General features: G+C 68.4%; 27 protein-coding genes. 15 read left to right on the forward strand and 12 right to left on the reverse strand.

The window, feature by feature from the left end:
- The first annotated feature begins 18 nt into the window (after nucleotides 1-18).
- The 6 genes from O7629_RS28010 to O7629_RS28035 are packed head-to-tail and all read left to right on the forward strand — an operon-like array spanning nucleotide 19 to nucleotide 7,508.
- Nucleotides 19-1,599 (forward strand): FAD-dependent oxidoreductase, encoded by a 1,581-nt coding sequence (locus O7629_RS28010; RefSeq protein WP_278172985.1) that lies wholly within the window; start codon nucleotides 19-21, stop codon nucleotides 1,597-1,599.
- A complete protein-coding gene (locus O7629_RS28015; protein WP_278172986.1) occupies nucleotides 1,596-2,747 on the forward strand; it encodes an alpha-hydroxy acid oxidase in 1,152 nt (383 codons plus the stop codon). Before O7629_RS28010 ends, O7629_RS28015 begins: the two co-directional genes overlap by 4 nt.
- A complete protein-coding gene (locus O7629_RS28020; RefSeq protein ID WP_278172987.1) occupies nucleotides 2,744-4,120 on the forward strand; it encodes a cytochrome P450 in 1,377 nt (458 codons plus the stop codon). Before O7629_RS28015 ends, O7629_RS28020 begins: the two co-directional genes overlap by 4 nt.
- A gap of 27 nt (nucleotides 4,121-4,147) precedes the next feature.
- Complete coding sequence (locus tag O7629_RS28025; RefSeq protein ID WP_278172988.1) at nucleotides 4,148-5,431, forward strand: cation:proton antiporter; 1,284 nt, start codon at nucleotides 4,148-4,150, stop codon at nucleotides 5,429-5,431.
- 59 nt (nucleotides 5,432-5,490) lie between these two features.
- Nucleotides 5,491-6,162 carry a response regulator transcription factor gene (locus tag O7629_RS28030; RefSeq protein ID WP_278172990.1) on the forward strand — a complete coding sequence of 224 codons (672 nt, stop codon included), beginning with the start codon at nucleotides 5,491-5,493 and terminating at the stop codon, nucleotides 6,160-6,162.
- Nucleotides 6,162-7,508 carry a HAMP domain-containing sensor histidine kinase gene (locus O7629_RS28035; RefSeq protein ID WP_278172992.1) on the forward strand — a complete coding sequence of 449 codons (1,347 nt, stop codon included), beginning with the start codon at nucleotides 6,162-6,164 and terminating at the stop codon, nucleotides 7,506-7,508. The genes O7629_RS28030 and O7629_RS28035 overlap by 1 nt, the downstream gene beginning before the upstream one ends.
- Here the strand turns inward: O7629_RS28035 and O7629_RS28040 are convergent.
- From O7629_RS28040 to O7629_RS28065, 6 genes are all read right to left on the reverse strand, one after another.
- The gene (locus O7629_RS28040) at nucleotides 7,451-8,302 is read right to left on the reverse strand and encodes a Rieske 2Fe-2S domain-containing protein (RefSeq protein ID WP_278172994.1); all 852 of its coding nucleotides are present in this window, start codon (nucleotides 8,300-8,302) and stop codon (nucleotides 7,451-7,453) included. The genes O7629_RS28035 and O7629_RS28040 overlap by 58 nt on opposite strands.
- A 148-nt stretch (nucleotides 8,303-8,450) precedes the next feature.
- Entirely contained in the window at nucleotides 8,451-8,693 is a 243-nt protein-coding gene (locus O7629_RS28045) for a hypothetical protein (RefSeq protein WP_278172996.1), read from the reverse strand.
- Nucleotides 8,694-8,945: 252 nt separating this feature from the next.
- On the reverse strand, nucleotides 8,946-9,740 hold the full coding sequence (gene istB / locus O7629_RS28050) for an IS21-like element helper ATPase IstB (RefSeq protein ID WP_278148120.1): 795 nt from the start codon (nucleotides 9,738-9,740) through the stop codon (nucleotides 8,946-8,948).
- Entirely contained in the window at nucleotides 9,740-10,969 is a 1,230-nt protein-coding gene (gene istA / locus O7629_RS28055; RefSeq protein ID WP_278169419.1) for an IS21 family transposase, read from the reverse strand. Before istA ends, istB begins: the two co-directional genes overlap by 1 nt.
- 364 nt (nucleotides 10,970-11,333) lie before the next feature.
- Entirely contained in the window at nucleotides 11,334-11,714 is a 381-nt protein-coding gene (locus O7629_RS28060; protein WP_278172998.1) for a PPOX class F420-dependent oxidoreductase, read from the reverse strand.
- Between the two features lie 82 nt (nucleotides 11,715-11,796).
- Nucleotides 11,797-12,237, reverse strand: a complete 441-nt coding sequence (locus tag O7629_RS28065; RefSeq protein ID WP_278173000.1) for a DoxX family membrane protein — start codon at nucleotides 12,235-12,237, stop codon at nucleotides 11,797-11,799.
- 206 nt (nucleotides 12,238-12,443) lie between these two features.
- Between O7629_RS28065 and O7629_RS28070 the strand changes: the two genes are divergently transcribed.
- From O7629_RS28070 to O7629_RS28085, 4 genes are read left to right on the forward strand one after another with little or no spacing between them, the layout of a single operon-like run.
- The gene (locus tag O7629_RS28070) at nucleotides 12,444-12,791 is read left to right on the forward strand and encodes a metalloregulator ArsR/SmtB family transcription factor (protein ID WP_278173002.1); all 348 of its coding nucleotides are present in this window, start codon (nucleotides 12,444-12,446) and stop codon (nucleotides 12,789-12,791) included.
- Complete coding sequence (locus O7629_RS28075; RefSeq protein WP_278173004.1) at nucleotides 12,788-13,228, forward strand: SRPBCC domain-containing protein; 441 nt, start codon at nucleotides 12,788-12,790, stop codon at nucleotides 13,226-13,228. Before O7629_RS28070 ends, O7629_RS28075 begins: the two co-directional genes overlap by 4 nt.
- The gene (locus O7629_RS28080) at nucleotides 13,225-13,821 is read left to right on the forward strand and encodes a maleylpyruvate isomerase family mycothiol-dependent enzyme (protein ID WP_278173005.1); all 597 of its coding nucleotides are present in this window, start codon (nucleotides 13,225-13,227) and stop codon (nucleotides 13,819-13,821) included. The genes O7629_RS28075 and O7629_RS28080 overlap by 4 nt, the downstream gene beginning before the upstream one ends.
- Before the next feature lie 57 nt (nucleotides 13,822-13,878).
- Entirely contained in the window at nucleotides 13,879-14,367 is a 489-nt protein-coding gene (locus O7629_RS28085) for a tyrosine protein phosphatase (RefSeq protein ID WP_278173006.1), read from the forward strand.
- 202 nt (nucleotides 14,368-14,569) lie between these two features.
- Here O7629_RS28085 and O7629_RS28090 read toward each other — a convergent pair whose 3' ends face one another.
- Entirely contained in the window at nucleotides 14,570-14,875 is a 306-nt protein-coding gene (locus O7629_RS28090) for a type II toxin-antitoxin system prevent-host-death family antitoxin (RefSeq protein WP_278173007.1), read from the reverse strand.
- A gap of 16 nt (nucleotides 14,876-14,891) precedes the next feature.
- On the opposite strand from O7629_RS28090, the gene O7629_RS28095 reads away from it, so the two are divergent.
- Entirely contained in the window at nucleotides 14,892-15,074 is a 183-nt protein-coding gene (locus tag O7629_RS28095) for a hypothetical protein (RefSeq protein WP_278173009.1), read from the forward strand.
- Nucleotides 15,075-15,864: 790 nt separating this feature from the next.
- Here the strand turns inward: O7629_RS28095 and O7629_RS28100 are convergent.
- On the reverse strand, nucleotides 15,865-16,503 hold the full coding sequence (locus tag O7629_RS28100) for a TetR/AcrR family transcriptional regulator (protein ID WP_278173010.1): 639 nt from the start codon (nucleotides 16,501-16,503) through the stop codon (nucleotides 15,865-15,867).
- A gap of 128 nt (nucleotides 16,504-16,631) precedes the next feature.
- On the opposite strand from O7629_RS28100, the gene O7629_RS28105 reads away from it, so the two are divergent.
- From O7629_RS28105 to O7629_RS28115, 3 genes are all read left to right on the forward strand, one after another.
- Nucleotides 16,632-17,411, forward strand: coding sequence for a glucose 1-dehydrogenase (locus O7629_RS28105; protein WP_278173011.1), 780 nt, complete (start codon nucleotides 16,632-16,634; stop codon nucleotides 17,409-17,411).
- On the forward strand, nucleotides 17,408-17,869 hold the full coding sequence (locus tag O7629_RS28110; protein WP_278173013.1) for a nitroreductase/quinone reductase family protein: 462 nt from the start codon (nucleotides 17,408-17,410) through the stop codon (nucleotides 17,867-17,869). The genes O7629_RS28105 and O7629_RS28110 overlap by 4 nt, the downstream gene beginning before the upstream one ends.
- 72 nt (nucleotides 17,870-17,941) lie before the next feature.
- Nucleotides 17,942-18,472 carry a hypothetical protein gene (locus O7629_RS28115; protein WP_278173014.1) on the forward strand — a complete coding sequence of 177 codons (531 nt, stop codon included), beginning with the start codon at nucleotides 17,942-17,944 and terminating at the stop codon, nucleotides 18,470-18,472.
- A gap of 104 nt (nucleotides 18,473-18,576) precedes the next feature.
- Here O7629_RS28115 and O7629_RS28120 read toward each other — a convergent pair whose 3' ends face one another.
- Nucleotides 18,577-19,266, reverse strand: coding sequence for a uridylate kinase (locus tag O7629_RS28120; protein WP_278173016.1), 690 nt, complete (start codon nucleotides 19,264-19,266; stop codon nucleotides 18,577-18,579).
- A 213-nt stretch (nucleotides 19,267-19,479) separates the two neighbouring features.
- Here O7629_RS28120 and O7629_RS28125 point away from each other — a divergent pair, with 213 nt between their 5' ends.
- The gene (locus O7629_RS28125; protein ID WP_278173017.1) at nucleotides 19,480-20,016 is read left to right on the forward strand and encodes a hypothetical protein; all 537 of its coding nucleotides are present in this window, start codon (nucleotides 19,480-19,482) and stop codon (nucleotides 20,014-20,016) included.
- A 419-nt stretch (nucleotides 20,017-20,435) separates the two neighbouring features.
- Here O7629_RS28125 and O7629_RS28130 read toward each other — a convergent pair whose 3' ends face one another.
- The 3 genes from O7629_RS28130 to O7629_RS28140 form a co-directional block, all read right to left on the reverse strand.
- Entirely contained in the window at nucleotides 20,436-20,930 is a 495-nt protein-coding gene (locus O7629_RS28130; protein ID WP_278173018.1) for a DUF5662 family protein, read from the reverse strand.
- Nucleotides 20,931-21,445: 515 nt separating this feature from the next.
- A complete protein-coding gene (locus O7629_RS28135) occupies nucleotides 21,446-21,631 on the reverse strand; it encodes a DUF397 domain-containing protein (protein ID WP_278174709.1) in 186 nt (61 codons plus the stop codon).
- Nucleotides 21,631-22,395 (reverse strand): helix-turn-helix transcriptional regulator, encoded by a 765-nt coding sequence (locus tag O7629_RS28140; RefSeq protein ID WP_278173021.1) that lies wholly within the window; start codon nucleotides 22,393-22,395, stop codon nucleotides 21,631-21,633. The genes O7629_RS28135 and O7629_RS28140 overlap by 1 nt, the downstream gene beginning before the upstream one ends.
- Nucleotides 22,396-22,599: the final 204 nt, after the last annotated feature.

Below are 22,599 nucleotides of genomic sequence, written 5' to 3' on the forward strand. Positions count from 1 at the left end.
CCTTCGTAGCGTCAGGCGGTGAATCAAGCGATGCTCGACTATCTGATCATCGGGGCGGGCCCGGCCGGGCTCCAGCTCGCGTCGCACTTCGAACAGTCCGGACAAGCGTCCTACCTGGTGCTGGAGGCCGCCGGCGCACCGGGCGCCTTCTTCGAGCGTTACCCGCGGCACCGCCAGTTGATCTCGATCAACAAGCCACACACCGGCTCCACCGACCCCGAGCTGAACCTGCGGCTGGACTGGAATTCGCTGCTCAGCGACGACCCGGACCTGCTGTTCACCCGGTACACCGAACGGTACTTCCCGGATGCCGACCTGATGGTGCGCTACCTGGCCGACTTCGCCGCCACGACCGGCGTTCGGGTGCAGTACGAATGCCGGGTGACCCGGGTGGCCCGCGACCCGGCCGGTGGCTTCGAGGTCACCGACGGGTCGGGCACGGTGCACCGGGCGCGCCGCGTCGTGGTGGCGACCGGGGTGTCCCAGCCGTACGTTCCGCCGGTGCCCGGCATCGAGCTCGCCGAAGGGTACGGCGACATGCCGGTCGACCCAAAGGACTTCCTCGACCAACGGGTGTTGATCATCGGCAAGGGCAACTCGGCGTTCGAGACGGCCGACAACCTGCTGGAGACCACAGCGTTGATCCACGTGGCCGGGCCGAGTTCGATCCGGATGGCGTGGCGCACCCACTACGTGGGGCACCTGCGCGCGGTGAACAACAACTTCCTCGACACGTACCAGTTGAAGTCGGCCAACGCCATCCTGGACGGTGAGGTGCGAAGCATCGTCCGCGACGCGGCCGGCTACCGGGTGCGGTTCAGTTTCAGCCGGGCCGACGAGGTCGTCAAGGAGCTGCCCTACGACCGGGTGCTGGTCTGCACCGGCTTCCAGTTCGACCCGTCGATCTTCGCTGCGGACACCCGTCCGGCGCTGACGATCAAGGACCGGTTCCCGGCCCAGACCGCCGAGTGGGAATCGGTGAACGTGCCGGACCTGTTCTTCGCCGGCACGCTCACCCAGCAACGCGACTTCAAGAAGTCGACCAGCGGATTCATCCACGGCTTCCGGTACGGCGTCCGCGCGCTGCACCGGATCCTGCGGCGGCGTTACCACGGTGAGGCCTGGCCGGCGGAGAAGCTCGACGCCGACCCGGCCGCGCTGGCCGACGCCATCATCGCCCGGGTCAACCGCACCTCCGCGCTGTGGCAACTGTTCGGGGTGCTCGCCGACGTGCTGACCGTGGCCGGGTCGGATGTCCGCTACCACGAGGAGGTGCCGGTCGACTACCTGGTGGGCAACGGGCTGTCCGCGCCCGGCCACGAGCCGACCCACGCCTTCGCGGTCACCTTGGAGTACGGGCCCGAGCACGATCAGGTGGACCCGTTCGACGTGTCGATCAACCGGATCGCCCAGGACTCGGCCGGCCAGGCGCACGACGCCGCGTACCTGCATCCGGTGGTCCGGCTCTACCGCGACGGCGTCGTGACCGACGTCCACCACCTGGCGGAGAACCTGGAGAACCGGTGGGACCGGCCGGACGTGCACCGGGCGCCGCTGGTCGCCTTCCTGGACCGTTGCCTGGCCCCCGTACGCGGATGAACGGGACCACGCTGCCCAGCGTCGCCGCCCCGGTGAACCTGGCCGACCTGCGGGCGGCGGCCCGTCGCCAGCTCGACCCGGCGCACGACGACTTCTTCGCCGGCGGTGCCGGCGACGAACGGACCGTACGCGACAACGAAGCCGCCTTCGACGCCTACCGGGTACTGCCCCGGGTGCTGCGCGGCGTCGGCGCCCGTGATCTGCGGGTGGAGCTGTTCGGCGAGACGGTCTCGATGCCCGTGCTGGCCTCGCCGACCGCCTTTCACCGGCTCGCCCACCCGGACGGGGAGGCGGGTTGTGCCCGCGCGATCGCGGCGGCCGGCACGATCATGGTGGTGAGCATGGCCGCCACCACCCCGGTGGAGACCATCGCGGCCGCCGCCGCCACGGTGGCGCCCGAGCCGGCGCCGGCCAGCGGCCCGCCCCGGCCGCCGAAGTTGTGGTTCCAGCTCTATCCGCAGCCGGATCTGGCGTTCACCGAGTCGGTGATCCGGCGCGCGGAGGCGGCCGGCTGCGGTGCGCTGGTGGTCACTGTCGACTCGCCGGTGTTCGGCCGGCGCGAACGGGACCTACGGCACGGCTTCCTGGACCTGCCCGACGGGCTGTGCTGCGAAAACATGCGCGATCCGGTGACCGGCGAGATCCGGACGATCACGATGGACGCCGCCCTGGACTGGCGGCGGATCGACTGGCTGCGGCAAACCACTCGGCTGCCGCTCGTACTCAAAGGCGTCCTGCACCCCGCCGACGCCGCGCTGGCCGTCGAACACGGGGTCGACGCCGTGCTGGTGTCCAACCACGGCGGGCGGCAGCTCGACGGCGTACCGGCCAGCGTCGACGCGCTGCCCGCCGTCGTCGACGCGGTCGCGGGCCGCCTCCCGGTGCTGCTCGACGGCGGGGTACGGCGCGGCACCGACGTGCTCACCGCGTTGGCGTTGGGCGCGGTCGCCGTCGGCGTCGGCCGGCCGGTGCTGTGGGGCCTGGCCGCCGGCGGTGAGCTGGGCGTACGCCAGGTCCTGGAGCTGCTGCGGGCCGACCTGGACCGGGCGATGGCGCTTGCCGGAGCGGACTCTCCGGCCGCGATCACCCCGGACCTGGTCACCCCGGCGGTGGGCGGCCGAGCGTGGCCGGTGGGGGTACGCCGATGACCGGGTCCGGCGTACTCGTGCTGCTTGCCCTCGTGGCGGCGGCGGTCCTGGTGTGGACGCTGCCCCGCTGGCTGCCGCCGGCGGTGATCGGCCTGCGACAGTGGGTGTTCGCCCGGGTGAACGGTGGTGAAGGGATCGCGGTGCCCGGCCCGCTGGTCGGCGCGGAGCACTTCGAGCGGGTGTACGCCCATCCGGCGGCGGACGGACGCAGCCGGGGCGCGGGCCTGTCCGATCTGTTCTGGTACTGGTTGTCTCCGGGGCCGCACATGCACCAGGAGCACCTCGAGCCGGGTGAGCGCTACCGCACCGTGGCCCGGACCACCCGGCGGGTGCTGGCCGTGTCGCAGCGACGGTCGACGGAGTTAGCCGCCGCAGCCGCCTGCCGGCAGCTGGACCGGCTGCCGCCCGAGCGGACCAGCCTGGTGCGGCTACGCGACATGATGCTGCCGATCTGGGCCGAGGTCTACTACGAGCTGGTTTTCGGTGAGGCGTGCCCGCCGGACGCGCGGGCGCTGATCGTCGCGAACGCCGCCGACGTGTCGTCCGCGCTGAAGTGCAGTGGGCTGCGGCACCTGGGCCGGCGGAACCGGTTGACCCGCTATCTGCGGGCCCGCGTCGACGCGGGGACCGCCCCGGTCGTGCTGCCGGAGCCGTTCACCGCCCAGGAGACCGCCTGGTACCTGCACGGTGCGTTCTTCACCACGGCGGTCGTGCAGATGTCCGAGGCGATGGCGCATCTGCTGCTGGCCGTCGCTCAGCATCCGCCGACGCAGCTCGCGGTGCGCCGGGCGTTGGACGGGCCGGCGGAGGCCGCCGACGAGCTGCTCGACCGGGTGATCGACGAGACGTTGCGGGTGCATCCACTGTTCGGGGTGGCGCACCGGATCACCTCGGCACCGATCGAGGTGGATGCCGGCACCACCCTGCCGGCCGGCTCGGTGCTGCTGTTCAACTATCTGGCCTTCCAGCGCACCGGACCGGCCGCCGACGACGACTTCGACCCGGACCGTTGGTTGCGGCTGTCCCGGCGGGAGGCGCACTTCGTCCCGTTCGGCGTCACCGCGAACCGGGCCTGCCCGGCGCGCGGCGTCGCGCCGGTGATGATGCGCGCGGCGACCCGCGAGGTGCTGCGCCGGTACGCGCTGGTCTCCTCGGTACGCCACGACCGGTCGTTGCCCAGCCGGGGTCCGTGTTTCCTGATCCCGGCCGGTTCGGGCGAGGTCGGGCGGCTGCGGCTGTGGCTGATGCGCACCGAGGACCGGTGGGCCGACGTCTGGCGAAGCCTGGTCCAGCTGGTGCTGGGCAGTGTGATGGTGCTCCACGCGCGACGGCTGCGGCTGTGCGCGAACCACTTCGACCAGGCCGGGCGCTGACGCTGCCGAAACTTCGCTGGAGGGCCGATGAGTACGGTCGATCTGGCGCCACGGTTCTTCATCGCCGTGGCTGTCATCCTGCTCTGCTGCCGGACGGTCGCCTGGCTGCTCGGCAGGGTCGGCCAGCCGGCCGTGGTGAGCGAGATGCTCGCCGGGGTCCTGCTCGGGCCGTCGTTGCTCGGGCTGCTCGCCCCGACCGCCCAGCGGGCGCTGTTCCCGGAACAGCTGCATCCGGTGCTGTACGTCGTCGGGCAGATCGGCCTGGTGATGTTCATGTTCCAGGTCGGGTACGCGTTCACCACCCACCGGGTGGCCGACCTGGCCGGCACCGCCGGCGCGGTCTCGGCCGCCGGGGTGCTGGCACCGTTGGCGCTGGGTGCGCTGCTGGTGTTCGCCACCGCCGGACGTGTGCCGGTGCTCGCCGACGGGGTCCCGACCGGGGTGACGGCGGCGTTCGTCGGCGTCACCCTGGCGGTGACCGCGTTTCCGATGCTCGCCCGGATCGTCACGGAACGCGGGCAGGCCGGCACCCGGCACGGTTCGCTGGCCCTGGCCAGTGGCGCGATCGACGATGTGGTGGCCTGGATACTGCTTGCCGTGGTCCTCGCCGTGGCCACCGGTCGGCCCGGTCCGGCGCTGGTCACCGTCGGCGGGGCGGTGCTGTTCGGGCTGCTGCTCTGGCAGTTCGGGGCCCGGACGGCGGCGGCGCTGATGCGCGACGGCCGGCTCGGTGACCAGTCCCGGCTGCTGGCCGTCGTGACGCTGTTGTTCGCGGTGGCGTGGTACACCGACGAGATCGGGCTGTACGCCGTCTTCGGCGCGTTCGCGCTCGGTGCGGTGATGCCGCACGATCCGCGGACCGACCGGGTGGTGGAGACGCTGGTCCCGGTGTGTCAGACCGTCTTCCTGCCGTTGTTCTTCACCTATTCGGGCCTGCACACCGAGTTCGGCCTGCTCGGTGATCCGTCGGTGCTGCTGTTCGCGCTGGCCTGCGTGGCGGTCGCGATCCTGGGCAAGTTCGGATCATGCTGGTTGGCGGCCCGGCTCAGGGGCGAGCCGAGCGGCGTGGCGTTGCGGGTCGGCGCGTTGATGAACGCCCGTGGCCTGATGCAGCTCATCGCGCTCAACATCGGCTTGTCCACCGGTGTCGTCAACTCTACGATGTTCACCGCGTTGGTACTGGTCGCCCTGGTGACGACGTTGATGACCACGCCGCTGCTGAGCTGGTTCGAACGTGTCGATCGCCGCCGAAGGGCCGAACCGGCCGCAGTCCTGACCGTCGACCCGCCGGCCGAAGTCCCTAGAAATTGACGAAGGTCTATGTAAATCCAGGTCTGGTGTGCGATTCTCGACAGGTGATGACGGCAAGCGTGACGTCGCCACCGGCACTGCGCCTGCTCCTGATCGAGGACGACGCGGACCTCGCGGGTCTGCTGACCGAAGTGCTGGCCGACGAAGGGTACCGGGTCGACGCCGCCCGCGACGGACAACGCGGACTGCATCTAGGGCTTACCCGACCGTACGACGTCATGGTCATCGACCGGGTGCTGCCCGCGATCGACGGGTTGAACCTGCTCACCCGGCTGCGGTCCCGTTCGGTGCAGGCCCGGGCGTTGATGCTGACCGCGCTCGGCGCGGTCGACGACCGGATCGCCGGTCTTGACGCCGGCGCCGACGACTACCTGGTGAAACCGTTCGAGCTGGACGAGCTGGCGGCCCGGCTGCGGGCACTGTGCCGGCGCGCCTTCGACACCGCCGAGACGGTACGGGTCGGTGACGGCTGGCTCGACCTCGGGCTGCGGGACGTGGTGCTGCCCGACGGGTCCCGGGTCGCCCTGTCGCTGCGGGAGTTCGACCTGCTCCGGGTGATCGCCATGACGCCGACGAGGGTGCACTCCCGGTCCGGGCTGCGTCGGCAGGTGTTCGACGACGCCCACGCCACCTCCATCGTCGACACATATGTCTACTATCTGCGCCGCAAGCTCGGCCGGTCGGTGATCCGGACGGTACACGGAGTCGGCTACCGGCTCGGTGAGCTCTGATGCCCCGACCCTCGCTGGAGCCGGTCGGCACCTCCTGGGCGGCCGCCGAACGCAAGGTCATCACGCGGGCCCGGCTGCGCGTCGGCGCGCTGGTCGGCCTCGCGGTCACCGCACTGGTCACCCTGGTCGGCGGGATCGCCTACGGCATGCTCGTGCACGGGCAGGAGAAACAGATCGACCGGGAGCTGCGGTACACCGCCAGCCGCGGCGACCCGTCCGGGCCCCCGGGCTGCACCTGGCTGTTCCTGCGCGGCGGCGGCGAGCCGCAAGACGCGGCCCTTCCCGCACTGCAGACAGCAGGAGTCCCCGCACCGGCCGGATTCCCGCTGCGCCAGGTAATGGAGACGGTTGCCGCGACCGGCATCGAGCAGGTGACCAGGGTCGAGCGCAACGACACCGTCTACTTCGTCCTCACTCAGCCCCGGGGCGGCGACACCATTCAGGCCGTCTTCGACGCCCGTTACCACCTCGCCGACCGACGGCACCTGCTCCTGGCCCTGTCCATCACCGAGGGGATCGGACTGCTGGCCGCGCTGGCCAGTGGGATGGTCGTCGGCTGGCTCACGGTCGCGCCACTCGCCGAGGCGCTCGCGCGTCAGCGGCGCTTCATCGCCGACGCCAGCCACGAGCTGCGTACGCCCATCGCCCAGGTGCACACCCGGGCGCAGGTGCTCGCCCGCCGGGCCCGTAACGGCAACGGCAACATTCCGTCCGAATACGCCGCCGACCTGGACCGGCTGGTCGGCACCACCCGGCAACTCGGTGAGGTGGTCGACGACCTGCTGCTGTCCGCCCGACTCGGCGCCGCCCCGGCCGACCGTGCCTCCGACGCGCCGGTCGACCTGGCCGCCATCGTCGAGGACGCGGTCCTCGCCGAGAGCGACCGGGCACAGGAGTACGACGTGGTGATCGCCCTGGACCGGTCCGCCGGTCCGCTGCCGGTGGCCGGGGTCTCCTCGGCGCTGCGCAGGGTGGTGTCCGAGCTGCTGACCAACGCGTTGCGGCACTCCCGACCGGGCGGCCGGATCGACGTCGCCGTCTGCCGCACCGCCGTCGGCGACACGATCGAACTGACCGTCGCGGACACCGGCGACGGCTTCGCCCCCGACGAGCGCATCTTCGACCGGTTCCATCGCGGGGCCGGGGCGGACCGGCTGCACATCGGCCTAGGCTTGGCGTTGCTGCGGGAGGTGGTGACGGCGCATCGCGGCACCATCGAGGCCGCCGGCCACCCCGGTGCGGGCGCGAAGTTCACCGTACGGTTGCCGGCTGCCGCCGTACGGTCGGATCAGGGCAGTTGGGCCTGCACGACACCGGCCACCACCCGGCTGCGCAGCACCTGCTGATCGGTGGCGGCCGGGCCGTGGGCGACGGTGCCGTCGGTGAGCCGGAACGCGCTGCCGTGCCACGGGCAGACCACGCAGGCGTGACCGTCCGCGCTGATCACCTCACCCTGGTCGAGGGGTCCGTTCTGGTGGGCGCAGTGCGCCAGCAGCACCGTGACGTCCTCGCCGTGCCGGTAGACCAGCACCGGCACGTCGTCCACCTGCCGGCTGATCATTCCCGATTCGGGCAGCTTGGCGAACTCGGCGATCGGGTGCCAGCCGGCGGAGATCCGATGCAGCTCGGGCACTGCGTGGTTGACCCCGGCGGCCTGCTTGTAGGCGAGATGACCGCCGAGGAAGCCGCCGGCACCGACCGCGGCGAGGCCGAGGAATCCGAGCGTACGGCCGGTCTGGTGGCGGCCGCGCAGCCGGGCGACCAGTGACCCGGCGTAGCAGGCGATGCCGACGGTGTTGGCGATCGCGTGCACCAGACCGATCCGGCGCTGCTCGCGGGACAGGCTCGCCCAGTCGTTCGCTCCGGTGACCGCCGCCGGCAGTGCGGCGGCGGTGCCGACGCCGACCAGGGTGGTGGCGGCCCGTCGCTGGCCGGGCAGCGTGTCGAGTACGGCGGCGCTCAGCCAGGCACCCATCGGCACCTGGATCAGCACCGGGTGCAGCGGATGCCCCAGCCACACCCCGTGCAGCAGGTCGCGGACCCGTTCGTTGCTGATCCGCCGCTGAACGCTCTGCTGCAGCCGGTCGCCGATCCGGTCCAGCCCGGTCGCCTGCTCGATCTTCATCAACAGTGCCCGCATCGTCCCGACGTTCCCGCCTGACGCCCGGTCAAACCTCGACGGTCTTGCATATGCCGGGCCAAGTTGGAGCTCTACGGAACGCGGTCCGTCGCGTCGAAGTAGCTGCGGACGGCGGTCGTCAAGGCCGTGAGAGTTGTGCTCCCCCGCCTCATCCAGAGGACCAGGACTCGTCATGGTGGGCGGCAAACTCATCCAGGGCTGCCCGCTCATCCTCGCCGGCTCCGGCGTCCCATCGCCGGTACGCCTTCAGCGCCGAAGCCTCCAGGTAGTCGGCCAGTGCGGCGTTGACGGTCGCGGACATCGTGACCCCGGACGTGCGCTGGACATGAGCGGTGAGCATCCGGTCGACCTCGGGGCATATGGATAAACTGCGTTCGACCGCCCGCGTCATACCGCCGGAAGCTACCACCTGACAGTGGTAGCGCCGCAGCTGCGGCGCGCCGAATCGTCAACCAGCAACCGTAGGCCTGTGTCTACGTACGTAGCGCCCGCTCGGCGGCTACTTGTTTCATTGATCTACGACCGCAGCCCGGCCATGAGCGGATCTCGCTGTACCGCCCCGACACCTTCAACCTGTCAACGCCGCCTCAATCGTGACCACCGTGGTCCGGCTGAAACTGGACCACCCCGGTTTGGTTGATCTTCAGTCGTTGGTCTTGGTCGCTGCCGGGACGCGGCCGAGGTCGCGGTCCTTGAGCCGGTAGCTGTCGCCCTTCATCGAAACGACCTCGGCGTGGTGAACAAGCCGGTCGATCATGGCCGCGGCGACGACGTCATCACCGAAGACCTCTCCCCACCGGCCGAAGGGCTTGTTACTGGTGACGATCAGCGAGGCACGTTCGTAGCGGTTCGAAACCAACTGGAAGAACAGGTTCGCCGCTTCGGCTTCGAAGGGGATGTAGCCGACCTCGTCAACGATCACCAGCGGGATCCGGCCGAGTTTGACGAGCTCGTCCTGCAGCCGGCCGGCGTGGTGGGCGTCAGCGAGACGGGACACCCACTGAGCGGCGGTGGCGAACGCGACCCGGTGTCCGGCCTGGCAGGCCCGGATACCGAGACCGATGGACAGGTGGGTCTTGCCGGTGCCGGGCGGCCCCAGGAACACGACGTTCTCCTTCGACGCCACGAAGTCCAGAGTGCCCAGGTGGGCGATCGTCTCCCGCTTCAACGACCGCTGGTGTTCGAAGTCGAACTCCTCCAGGCTCTTGCGTGCCGGGAACCTCGCCGCCCGGATACGCCCCTCACCGCCGTGGGCCTCCCGGGCCGCCACTTCGCGTTGCAGACAGGCGGCGAGAAACTCCTCGTGCGTCCACGACTCCGCCCGGGCCCGCTCCGCGAGCCGGTCCACCGACGCCGCCAACGAGGGCGCCTTCAACGCACGGGTGAGGAAAGCGATCTCGGAGGAGACGTTGCGGTTGCCGGTCGTTCTGGAGGCCATCACGCGGCCGCCTCGGCATCGACACCGAACATGCGGTCGTAGTCGGCCAACCTGCGGTGCTCCACCTCGGCCGTGACCGCCGGTGCCGGCGCCTGCCGCGCGGCGGTCCGCAGATCGGCGGCGGCCTGACGGTGAGCCGGGTCGGTGATGCTCTGATGCCGCGCCCAGCACCGGTCGTGCCGGGCGACGAGACGGCCCTCGCAGAGCACCTGCACCCGGTCGGCGTCAGCGACCACGTCGACCCGGCGGCCCACCACCATCGGGTGCACCGAGTAGTCGTTGCCGTCCAGCCGGACGTAGTGGTCGCGGGGCAGACGGGTGCTCCGCCGCCAGCCGACCACCGGCGCGACCGGCGGCAGCGTCAACATCGCCGCTCGGTCGGCCTCCCACCGGTCCACCGGCCGGCAGCCCAGCACCCGGTGCCGACGCTGGTTCGCCCGTACCAGCCATTCGGCAAGCTGGGCGTTGAAGTCCCGGGGCGAGCTGAACCGGCGCCCGGGCAGGAACGACGTCTCAAGATAGCCGTTCGCCCGCTCCACCAGGCCTTTGGCTTCCGGATCCGCCGGCCGGCACTGGAGCACGCGGATCCCGAGAGTGCCACGGAAGCCGTTCATCGCCTCGGTCAACTGCGGCCTGCCGGCACGCCACTGGCCAACCGCTGACTCGTTGTCCCATACCAACGTCCTGGGCACCCGACCCCACCCGGAGATCAACGTCCAGTGTCCGACCAGCAGATCCGCCGACTGCCGGGACGGGATCATCACCGCCGTCAGCCACCGCGAGTACCCGGACACCATCACCATCACCGGCGGCCGTCCGACCTGACCGAACCCCAGGGGCACGTCCGCCGGCGGGAACCACAGATCACACTGCGCCAGCTCACCCGGCAGGTACTCGGTGCGCTGCGCCGGGTCAGGCCGGCGGAACAACGGCCGCAGCCGCTGCACCCGGTCACAGAACACCGTCTTCCCACGGGTCCACCCGACCCGTTCCATGATCACCGTCGAGGGCATGTCCGGGAACTCCGCCAACAACGCCCTGATCTGCGGCTCGACCGCGTCCACGATCGAGCCCTTCGCCGCCCGTCGGTACCGCGGCGGCTCATCACTGGCCAACGCCTTCTTCACGGTGTTGCGAGACATCCTCAACCGCCGTGCGATGGCCTGAATCGCCATACCCTCCGACCGCCGCAGCCGCCGGATCTCCGCCCAGTCCTCCACGTTCAGCACCTCCCGATGCTTCAGGAGGTGGTCCCGATTCAGCCGGAACCACGTGGTCAGTTTTCACGCGGAGCTGACACAACCGCCGAAGCGGCGCGTGGCGGCAGGTTCAGATCCGGACGCCCGCGATCGGCGACGCTGCGTCGAGTGGAGGGCTCAGGCACGTTATTCGCGCGAATAACGTGCCTGAGCCCTCCACTCGACGGCGGACCGAGACTCGACGGACCGAGGTGCGCGCTTCTCGGCATGTGTGGCGTCGGCCGGCATGGGAGGTCCAACCAGGGAGCGTGACGGCCCCGGTTGGCTGGCCTGCACGGGCGGCGACAGCTCCGCAGCTGACTAGGCTTGGTCACGGGTCGGAAAGTCGGGTCGATCAGAACGACACGATGATGCCGACCATCGGGGGGCGGCGTAGCCGGAGCAGGCGAGCGAGCCAGTTCCCTGCCCGTGCCATGACGTACCGGCGGGCCAGTAGCTTGCGGGCCAGCGCCGTCCCGTCGCCGTACAGCAACCGGGCCGTTCCCGTCACACTCGGCGCGTCCGGTGCCACCGCCCCGCGTAAGGAACACGGCTGCACCCGAATGCGCGGGTTGTTCCGGATCCGCTTGACCTTTCCCGAGCCCGCTTCGGTCACGATCCAGAGTTCGGCACCGTGCGGTACGTGCCAGACTGGTGTGGCCACCGGGGTGCCGTCCTTGCGGTAGGTGGTCAGGCTGACGTACCGGCTACTGGCGATCTCATCGGCCACGGTCACCGGGCCAGCGTAGCGAGTCGTGTCCGGGCCGCGCCTGCTGATCAAGCAGGCATGCGGCCCGTCGAAAGTGGCCATCCTCTGGTCAGAGCGCGGCGGCGATGCAGGAGGCGACGAAGAGCACCTGCAGCAGCGTGCGCGGAACCAGGGGCGTGACCGGCCGATCGGCAATCTTCAACTGACGCCGCGCCGCCGACACGTTGGCTGGAAACATCGCCAGGAGGAGGAGCGCGAGACAGATCGCCGCGACCGGTGCGGTCGACGGGAACGCCAGGCCGACGGATCCGGCCAGCTCCAGAACCCCGGTGATGGTGACCAGCAGCGGTGCCCGGGGCAGCCGAGGCGGCACCATCGCGATGAGCGAGTCGCGCCGCTTCGCACTGAAGTGGGCCACACCGGTCAGCACAAACATGAGGGCCAGTCCGCCACGCAGCGCCGGCTGCCAGCCGTCGAGCGCGTCGACGCCGAGTAGTCCAGCCATGCGCAGGACCAGCCAGCCGCCGATGAGGGCGATCAGGGGAGCCATCGCGTACCTCCATATCTTGTCATTGACAAGATATCGTCCAGCGCGCACATCTTGTCAATGACAAGTTGGGCCTGCCACATGAGTCCGTACCCTCACGGCCCGCTACCGCCGCCAAGCGCCCTCGGCGCGGCATGGGCGGGCATCAGGCGGATCCGCCAGCGCCTTTATCTAGTTGACGCTTGATAAAGTAGATGCTTGAATAAGCCGTGGAAGTCACCGTTGACGAGCAGCAGCTCGATGCCCTGTTCACGGCGCTTAGCGACCGCACCCGGCGGGACATCATCGTGCGGCTGAGCGCGGGCGACGCGACGGTCAAGGAGCTCGCCGAGCGGTACGCCATGAGCATGCAGGCCGTGTCGCAGCACCTTCATGTGCTCGAGCGCTCCGGCTTGATCAGCCGGGGACGTCACCGTCAGACCCGCCCGTGCCGCCTCGAACCGGGAATGCTCAACCTCGCCGTTTCGTGGATCGAGGCGAGTCGGCGCACGTGGACCGAGCGGATGGACCGTCTGGAGACGCACCTGGCCCGCCGGCAGGAAGGTGGCGAGCGGTGAGCGACGACGAGCTCGTCTACGAGCGGGTGTTCCATGCGCCGCGCGAACTGGTCTGGCAATGCCTCACCCAGCCCACCGAACTCGCGCACTTCTGGGGTCCCCGGGGAATGGTCACGCCAGTCGACGGCATCGTGGTCGAGCTTCGGCCCGGCGGCCGCTTCGAGACACTGATGGTCGGCCCGCACGGCAGCTATCGGATGGTCGCCACCATCACCGAAGTCGTTCCACCCGAGCGGCTCGCCTGGGTTGAGCCGTCGACCGGGATGCACACCATCAGCACGCTCGACGAGCGAGGCGGTGGCCGGACCGCAGTCGTCATCACCCAACGGCATGTCCCCGAAGCCATGCGACGACCCGAAGCGCGAGCCGGCTTCCTTACCTCTCTCGACAAGCTCGACGAACATCTCCACCTCCTCATGCAGGGAGACCGGCCATGACCGACCCGCAGACCTGGGTGGCACTGACATATGAACGCTGGGCCGAACTCCTTACCGCTACTCCTGCGGCGACGTGGGGTGCGCCCACCCTCTGCGAAAAGTGGTTCGTACGTCACGTCGTCGCGCACGTGACGATGCCGGTCCGGCTGAGCCCTCAGCAGTTCGGCGCAGAGCTGGCGGCGGCCGGTGGCGACTTCGCCGTACTCTCCGACACGGTGGCCGCGCGGGACGCCTCGCTGCCTCCCGATGAGCTTCTCGGCCAGCTCCGGGCACCGAAACTGCACGAGTGGCTGCCGCCGGGCGGCGGCGAGGCGGGCGCGCTCAATCACGCTGTCATCCACTCGCTCGATGTAACGATCGCGCTCGATCGGCCTCCTGTCGCACCGCAGGAGGCGGTGAACACCGTCCTCGACCTGCTCGCTGCGACCAACGGCACGCTGTTCGGCATCGACCTGACCGGCATCCGAATCGAGGCCACCGACACCGCCTGGAGCCGGGGAGAAGGCCGGACGATCCGCGCCGACAGCGGCTCGCTCGTCGCTCTACTGAGCGGCCGCACGCTGCCCGACGGCCGGAAGCTTCCCCGAATCTGATCGTCAGACCACATCCGCTCATCGGCAGGACCTACGACCCGAAGGCCACCTGATCACATGCCGTTCGCACCCACGCTGTATCGCATTCCGACGCCGCCACCTGGCCAGTTGAGCACAATGCCGCGGCCGCGCGGCGACGATTGGCTCGATGACGAAATGGCTGCTCTACGCGTCGCCGGCGTCGACGTCCTTGTCTGCCTGCTTACCTCTGCAGAGGCCACCGAGCTGGGCCTGTCCGGGGAGGGCGTCGCCGCCGTCCGCGCCGGGTTGGAGTTTCACGGCTTCCCGATCGATGATCTCGGCGTTCCCGACCATGCGTTGACGCGGCCACTGCTCGACCTCCTGCACAGCCGGCTCGCCGATGGGCGTCACGTCGCGGTGCACTGCCGTGCCGGCATCGGACGGGCATCGCTGATCGCTGCGGCCTGTCTGATCCGGTTGGGCACCGACCCTGGCAGGGTCTGGCAGATCATCGGGGAAGTCCGAGGCGTGCTGGTTCCGGAGACCGATCAGCAGCGACGCTGGCCGGAGCAACTCGGACGGTAGCTTGACGCTGCCGCGAGCACCGCACACTGGCGGCGGCGATTCCGGATGTATAGGCGTCGTATCTCCAGACGGTGTCTGTCGCGAAGGCGATGACTTCGTCGAGGCGTACCCGGGCCTGGGCCATCGCGGCGATCGCCGACCTGACCGCGACGGCCGCGCACAGCCCTTCGAACCTCACGGCCCGTTACCGCCGCCAGCGCCCTCAGCGCGGCAGTTCAATGCTCCCTGACCAGATTCTCGACAGCGTCGGCCAGCTCGGAGATCGTCCGACCCATGGATCGGTGACGGTGTCGTCGAGCAGGTCCCGGTCGTCCGCCCACCCTGGGTCGGTGGGCTGGTCGAACAGGCCCGCGAGGTCGTCCCACTCGCGCCAGGTGCGCGGGCTGACCGGGCCGAGTACGGCTGCCGGTCGCCCGGCGACGGTGATCGTCACGCGTTCGCCGCCCTGCGCCCGGCGTACCAGGTCGCTGGCGTTCTGCCGCATCTCCCGCAGCCCGACCTCACGCATACGCTGACCGTAGGACATGTGCTACCAGTTGGCGCCCAGCGACATCGTCGCGTTGACCTGGGTCGGGCCGGTCGTCGAGGATGCGCGGGTACACCCAGCGAGCGCGGAGATCGCCGCCCTGGCCTGGCGCGCCCGGCTGCTCAGCAGTAAGCAGTTGAGCGACATGATGGTGGCGGCGGTTGCTATGCGGCAGGTCTGAATCACCGCTGGATGCCCCACCAGGTCGCGCAACTCGGCATCGATGCGCGCTGCCTGCGGCAAATGAGAGCGGCCCGAACAAGGTCGGGAACCCGTCGACCTAGCGCATGGGTTCATCTGGCGATAAGAATAGACCCATGAGCACTTCGGCTGACCTCGAAGAGGCGATCAAGGGATTGTGGGCGATCCATCCGAGTAGGGCGACAATTTTCGGAGCGGAACGATTTAGGCGACGCCCGAGGAGCCATATCGAGTTCCACCCGTCGGAGTGGCGACTCTACGAGACTGGCCGAAGGCGTCGCTTCCCATATGCTGGAATCAGCCAAGGTGTTTGGCGTATCCTCACTCTGGACGGACAAAAGGCGTTGCTGGTGCTTACTGTCCGGTCCTACCGTCCAAGTCGAATGGCGCAGGCCGCACTGGAGTCAAACTATAGCTATTCTGAGGGCTCAATGGTAGTCGCCGGAGGGATGGCTGTACGCGACAGGGAAGGGAAGAAGATGAGTGATGGCGAAGCGCGAATGTATTTTACCCCGGTACTTATTCGAGCCGAAGAAATTATAGTGGCATTACCAAGTAGTGGACGGGAAACGCTTCGGGAAAGGTGGGTGCGACTCGAACAAGGGCTTGATTGATCGTCTGTCCGTGCCTACTTGCAGTAATGGCAAGTCTTGCCGAGAGGGCTGACCGGTTACTGCGAGCCGCGTTCACATCGGCATGTCCGGGCGGCTCCCCGACGGAGCCTGGATATGCTCCATGAGGCGCTGCCTGCGGCAGATGCGGTAACGAACTCACGGGCCTGGACGGTCAACATCGGTGCCGTACCGTGCAACCATGGTGCGGACGGCTTCGTCAACGACCGCGGTCGTGCGGGCGGGGGTCACCGTCCACTCGGGGAGCACCAGGCTCGGCCAGAGTAGGTAGTTGGAGATCATCCCGAGGAACTGCGTGGCTGCCATCTCCGGATCGGTGATGTTCGCGGTCCCCGCGTCTCGTTCGGTCATGAGGTAGATCCGGACGGACTCGAAGTATGGCAGTTTGCCGCGTGAGAATTGCGCCTTGGCCAGTTCGGGAAAGCGTGGCAGTTCGGCGATGACGATGCGGAACAGGTTCGTCATCTCCGGTTGGCTCAACAGCGTCGCGTAGCGCCGGCCGAGCACCGTCAGGCCGGCCGTCAGGTCACCGGCGGGCGGCACGTCCGCGACGTCGTTCTCGGCCCACGAGTCGATGACGATGGCATCGAACAATGCCGCCTTGGTCGGAAACTGCTTGAACAGTGTCGCTTTCGACACGCCGGCGCTCTCGGCGACACGCGCCAGTGATGCCCGGTCGTAGCCCAACTCGAGGAAAAGCTCGGTAGCGGCCCGCACGATGAGCGCACGCTTCTCCTGCGCCACGCGCTGGTGGTAGGCCGACGGCGCTGGGGTCATGCGCCCATCCTAGCGAGGTGAGTGGGTTGACTCACCACTTGGTGGAGCGTAGCCTCGACGTGGTGAGTCGCCCGACTCACCACCCCGGCTCACGGGTTGTCATCTCTCGCTCGTACTCGGAGGATCAGATGTCCCGCTTCACCGATCAGACCGTGCTCGTGACCGGCGGGACCGGCGGGCAGGGAGCCAGCCACGTCCGCGCCTTGCACGCCGAGGGCGCCAACGTCGTCATCGGCGACATCGATGCCGAGCGCGGCGCCAGCCTCGCGTCCGAGCTGGGAGGCAGGGCGCGTTTCGTCCACCTCGACGTCTCCCAGGACGAGTCGTGGGCCGCCGCCATCGCGGCGACCGAGAAGGCATTCGGCGCGCTCACCGTCCTGATCAACAACGCCGGGGTGCAGAACCCGCCCGCCCTCATCGAGTCCACCGAACGGACTACGTGGGCCCGCATCCTCGACATCAACCTCACCGGCACCTTCCTCGGCATCAAGACGGCCGCACCGGCACTGCGGCGGGCGGGGGGAGGATCCATCGTCAACATCGCCTCCACAATGGGCGTCGGCGGTACCGCCTTCTACGCGCCCTACGTCGCCAGCAAGTGGGCGGTCCGAGGCCTCACTCAGACCGCTGCCCTTGAGCTGGGCCGCGACAACATCCGCGTCAACGCCATCCACCCCGGCGTCGTCGCCACCCCGTTCATCACCGAGCCGGCCGCCGGCAGCCAGGCCCCGATCGCCGACTTCTACTCGCCCGAGCCGTTCGCTGTCCCGCGACTCGGGCAGCCCGCCGACATCACCGCGCTGCTGTTGTTCCTCATCTCGCCGCACGCGGCCTTCATCACCGGCGCCGAGTACGTCATCGACGGAGGGCTGCTCCTCGGCCCCGCCTTGCAGAAGGAAGCCGCATGAACCCCGAAGACCAACATCGAGAGCGCCGCGCGCTTGACCCGCTGGCGCACCTGCCACACGAGATCCGGCGCGCCATCGAGATCACGCCTGCGGCCGGAACCCGTGAACGGATCGTGGACATCACCACCATCGGGCGGCGTACCGGACGACCCCGCCGCATTGAGATCTTCTTCTACCGCACCAACGGCGCAACCTACCTGTGCAGCGGAGCGGGCGGAGGCGCGACCAGCTGGTACGCAAACCTACGAGCGAACCCCGCTTTCACCTTCCACCTCAAGAACGGCATCAGAGCGGACCTGCCGGCGCACGCGACCACCGTCACCGATTCCACGGAACGGGCCGAAGTGCTGGCGGCCATCGTCGACGACCTCAACCAGCCTCACGACCCTGGCACCATCAGGCCGACCCGATTGCAGGACTGGGCCGCCAGCAGGCTGATGCGAGTCGACTTCGACTGATAGTGATCAAGTGGGACACCAGATGATCATCCGACGGAGCATCCGCTCGGCGGCATGTGCGGATGCTCGATGGTGAGCGACAACCAGTCGTTCTGGTACGAATGTCAGGTGGCCTACTTTGACGACTTGACTGCCTACAGCTATAGCGACGTCGACACCGTCGAGCTGGACTGGGGATTGCTTCAGTTCCGGCCCGGATACGACCGGATCAACGTCGGGTGGCTCGATGCCCCGCACGCGTTCGAGAAGGGGCCCACGCCAGACCGGTTTACGAACGCGCTGCTCGACATCATCGTGGCTCCGCGTATCAACACGATGCGCGGACTTCACCGGTGCCCCTTCTGCCCGAATCATCCGGGGGACTCGATGGTTTCCGTGGAGCATCCGGGCGGCAGAGTCTGGTTGGGACACACCGAGATCAGGGTGCCATCAGGGCCAGGCGCGATGTTCGCTGCACCGTCGCTCATCTGGCACTACGTCACTGCCCATTCCTACCGACCGCCGGCTGAGTTCATCGAGGCCGTGGAGCAGTACGACCAGGGCTGGACTTCGGACGTGAGCCCCTGGATACCTCACGATGCCGTTCGCATCACGTTCGACTGATCCGATGCGCTCGCCGACGCGCGCCCGTCGCGGTAGATCCGTGCACTGTCGACCACGACGCGGCACCGATGCAGTGGCCTTGCGACCGGGCGCCACGGTAGTGGCTAACGACTTTGGTTGGGAAGGTCACGCATGATGCGGGGCGCTTTGAACTTGCGGTTGTCGATGACGATGTCGGCTCGTTCGGCCGGGCGGATCTCGGCCAGGTAAAGCTCTTCGCCCGGGATGTAGTACGTACGGTACCGCTCAGCCGCAGCCTCCGCCGAGTCCATCCACGCCTGGTCGCGGATCGTGCCGCGGTGCAGGACGTCTGTTGCCTCGATGTGAAGGTAGACGCGTAGATCCCAGTGTCGTGACAGGGCCGGCTTCTGTAGGAACCCGCCGTCTGCCACGAGGATCGCGTCGTCCGAAGCCACGTGGATGCCGGAGTCGGTGGGCGTACGGCCGCTGAAGTCCATGATCCGGGCGCGGTAACGGCGGTTGCCGCCCGGACCGAGCGGCGCCAGCAGCTCGTCGCGGATGGCGTCGACGTCGTACATCTCGAAGTAGTAGCTCTCCGGTGAGCCGGGCGGATAGTGCGTACGCAGGTCGACATGCCGTTTGAAGTGGTCGATCGTGACCCGGAGCACGGGTCGTGCCGTCCTTGCTCGCAAGGTGGTGGCCAGTTCGTCGGCCAGGGTCGTCTTGCCAGCGGCGGAGGGGCCGTCGATCCCCACGCGCGTGGGGTGCTCCAGCCGCAACGCAAGGATCCGCTCGGCCAAACCGCCGAGCACCCGCTGCCGTGTCGTGGTCATCGAAGGGATGATGCCAGGCGGCTGCGGCGAGGGTACGCCCGCAAACCGTTCGCGGAGGTGGCCGTCGTTGTTCTGCGACGACTCGACACCCCGCGCACTACATCAGCAAGGTCGCGCCTCGAACTGCCGCCTGCGACTCGGTGTGACGCCCGACGGCGGCAGATGCGGATGCCTCATCAGGGGCTGCCTCGCAGCGACGACTACGGTGGTGGTGTGCAGATTCCCCATCTCGGTACGGTGGTCAAGGCCGCTGATCTGGGCTGGTATCACAGTGCGCCGATACCGGTGGCGGTGTTGGGCGGTGGACCCTGCCTCATCGCAGTCGACGGCTACGACGACGACCCGGTGCAGGAGGACTTCCACGCCGCGATTCGCAACTTCCTTACGCTCGACCACTCAGCGTTGGCCGTCGCTGCGTCATCCATTTACGCCTACTACCGCGATGTTACCGATGATGTCCTGGCCGTCGGCGGCGCCGAGCGGCACGTCGAGATCAGCGGCCCCGAAGACGTCCTGGCCCACGTTCAGCTTGGCAACGAGCCGATGGTCGTGCGCGACTCCTACGGCGATCAGCGCGTCTATGTCTCGGTCGAGTGCGAGTGCGCCTGGGAACCTGAGCACGGCCTGCAGATTGTGTTCCGCGACGGGGCCACAGTGACCAAGGTCGGACCGTACGACGGTCACCTCACCAACTCGGCCGCCTACGCCAACGACAAACTCGATGGCGTCGTCTACCACCGTTCCCGGTGACGGTGTAGCTGGACCCGACTGCGCTCGACGCGCCCGAAGCGGCCAACCAAGGCAAATGGATCTTGGTGCCGGGCTCTCATCCGATAACTCGCTGGTCAGAATCGGCCGGCGTCGCTACCGTCGGCAGAATGTCGGAAACCATTTCGTACCGACGTCACTCTGCACGGGTGATCCTTCTCGACCGTGACCAGCGAGTGCTCCTGCTCAGGAGTACCTCGCGGCCAGATGAGGCGAACGATGCGCCCACACATCGCGGCAGATCCGGGTGCTTGATCTTGCGTTTGCTGCTTGAAACGACCAACGCGTCGTATGACAACACCGGTGAAACGCCAGGCGCCTGGCGACGGAGGTAAGGCCAGTACCACCCGACACGCCAAATGTGGCGAGCCTCACTGGCAGTGCGGCGTAGCAGTGGCTGGTTATTCGGTCGGGAGGCCGTGGCCGGGCCGGGCCGGGAGCCAGCCGTAGTGGCGGGCGGTGTTTCTGAGGATGTCCATCAGTTGGGGCGCAAGGCCGAACCGCTCGCAGTGGATCTCCATACTCTGTGCGAGGTCGCCGTCCCGGCCGCGTTCGGCAGCCGCCTTCCAGTCGGCAAGCATCTCGATCAGATCGACCAGGGTCATGCCGCAGACGCCGTTGGGAAAGTGCTCAGGATGGTGCCGGTTGTTCGCGTAGTGGTGGGCAAGGCCGTCACCCATCGCCGCCACCGCGGCCTGGTACTCCTCGCTGCCGTACGCCGCGGTACGCAGCTTCGGCACGAACTCGTCGTACGTCGACCGTTCCGGCTCGATGGTCTTGCTCAGGTCGTGACGGATGGACCGGTCGAGCAGTTCCTTGATCGGCGAGCTCATGAGGTCAGCGACGCGCAGGCTGTGCCGGAGTGTATCGGCGGTGGAATCGAACGGCGTAGTCATGTTGGCTCCTGGAAAACGGACGCACTCGGGTCGTCCTATCCTTGCGCAGCCTGGCTCGGTTGGTCGACGGCGCTACGGGCCGCGATGGGCCGGGGGATGGCTACGACACGCGGTCGGCGGGCATGAGGGGTCCAGATCCGGACGCCGCGATCGGCGACGCTGCTTCGAGTGGAGGGCTCAGGCACGTTATTCGCGCGAATAACGTGCCTGAGCCCTCCACTCGACGGCGGACCGAGAACCGAAGCGGGGTGCTGCCGGACTGGCGGCGTAGGTTGCTGGTGATGTCGGCTCTCTTGCCTGGCTTGCGGTCGTTTGTGGTGACGCTACGCCGGCGGTTCGACGGGCGGGCGGGACGCCTCGATCCCAGAGACCAGGACCCCAGAGACCTGCCGTACACCGGTCGGCGGATTGGTGGCGAGCCGCCGCGGCGTGAGCGTGAAGAAAGCGCCGGCCCGCTCGTGGCAGGGCCGGCGCTTCCTTGACGTTGTCGGCGGAGGAGGGGTAGGTGCGGCTGGTCAGTGGTGGTGCTTGGCCAGCTCGACGAAGGAGCGCCAGGCGGACGGGCCGAAGGCCAGGGTGCCGCCGTCACGGTCCTTGGTGTCCCGGACCAGCACCCGGCCGGGCAGGTTGTCGGCCACCTCGACGCAGTTGCCGGATGCACCGTTCGACCGAGACGACTTCCGCCACGCTGGTTCATTGATCACTGGATCATCCTTAACATCAGGTCTCGGGTCTGGTCGGCGGACAGCGCCAACTCGTTGACTGCTTCCCAGATTAGTTCCAGTTCGAGTACGTCACCAGCGGTGGTGGCGAGGCGACCACGCAGCAGATCGTCCAGATAGCCGACCCGCCTCCCGTCGCTCATGGTGGCCAGCGCCAGCGGGCCACTGAGGCCAGCGTGGAGCCCGGCCGACTCGGGGACCGCCCGGATCCGGATAGTTGGCCGGTGCCCGAGGTCGACCAGGTGGGCAAGCTGGTCCTTCATCACCTCGCGCGGACCACGACGCAACGCCGTCTCCTCGACCAGGACCACCAGGTCCACCGGAGGATCGCGGTCCAGCACCGCGCGCTGCCGCTCCTGGCGGGTCGCGATCACCTCCTCGAGCCGCCCTCGGTTGGACGGCACGCCAGTGAAGACCTGCCGCATGTACGCCTCGGTCTGCAGCAGCCCAGGGACCAGGGTCGGCTCCCAGGCCCGCAGCAACACCGCGCGTCGCTCGTGATCGACCCAGGAGCGCAGCCACGGCTGGCGGTCCTCTCTGCCCTCCCTGGACAGCTGCTGAAGCTGGTCACCGGAGTTCAGTAACTTGTCGAGATCCTTCGCGGTGTCCTCCTTCGGCACCAGCCGGCCGGTCTCGAAGCTGGCGATGAGCGACTTTGACACGCCTACCGCTTTGGCCAGCTGAGTCTGGTTCATGCGCTGGGAAAGTCGGAGTCGTCGAAGCTCCACAGGCAGTTCAGTCATGTTTATAACCTCCAATAACCCGGGCTCATCTTTACCTCTGCAAATTTCATATTGCCCTATGTTCGGGCGGGAGTCCAGGGTGGATTGCGACGGGAAAGCGACTCGATGAGTGAGGGGGTCGACGGTGGAGGTGGGCGCGCTCGTCGGGGCGGCGCTGCTCGGCTTCTGTGCCGGGCTGTGGTCGTTCAAAGTGAAGTCCAGATG

This window comes from Solwaraspora sp. WMMD792 (genome assembly GCF_029626105.1).
Taxonomy (GTDB): Bacteria; Actinomycetota; Actinomycetes; order Mycobacteriales; family Micromonosporaceae; genus Micromonospora_E.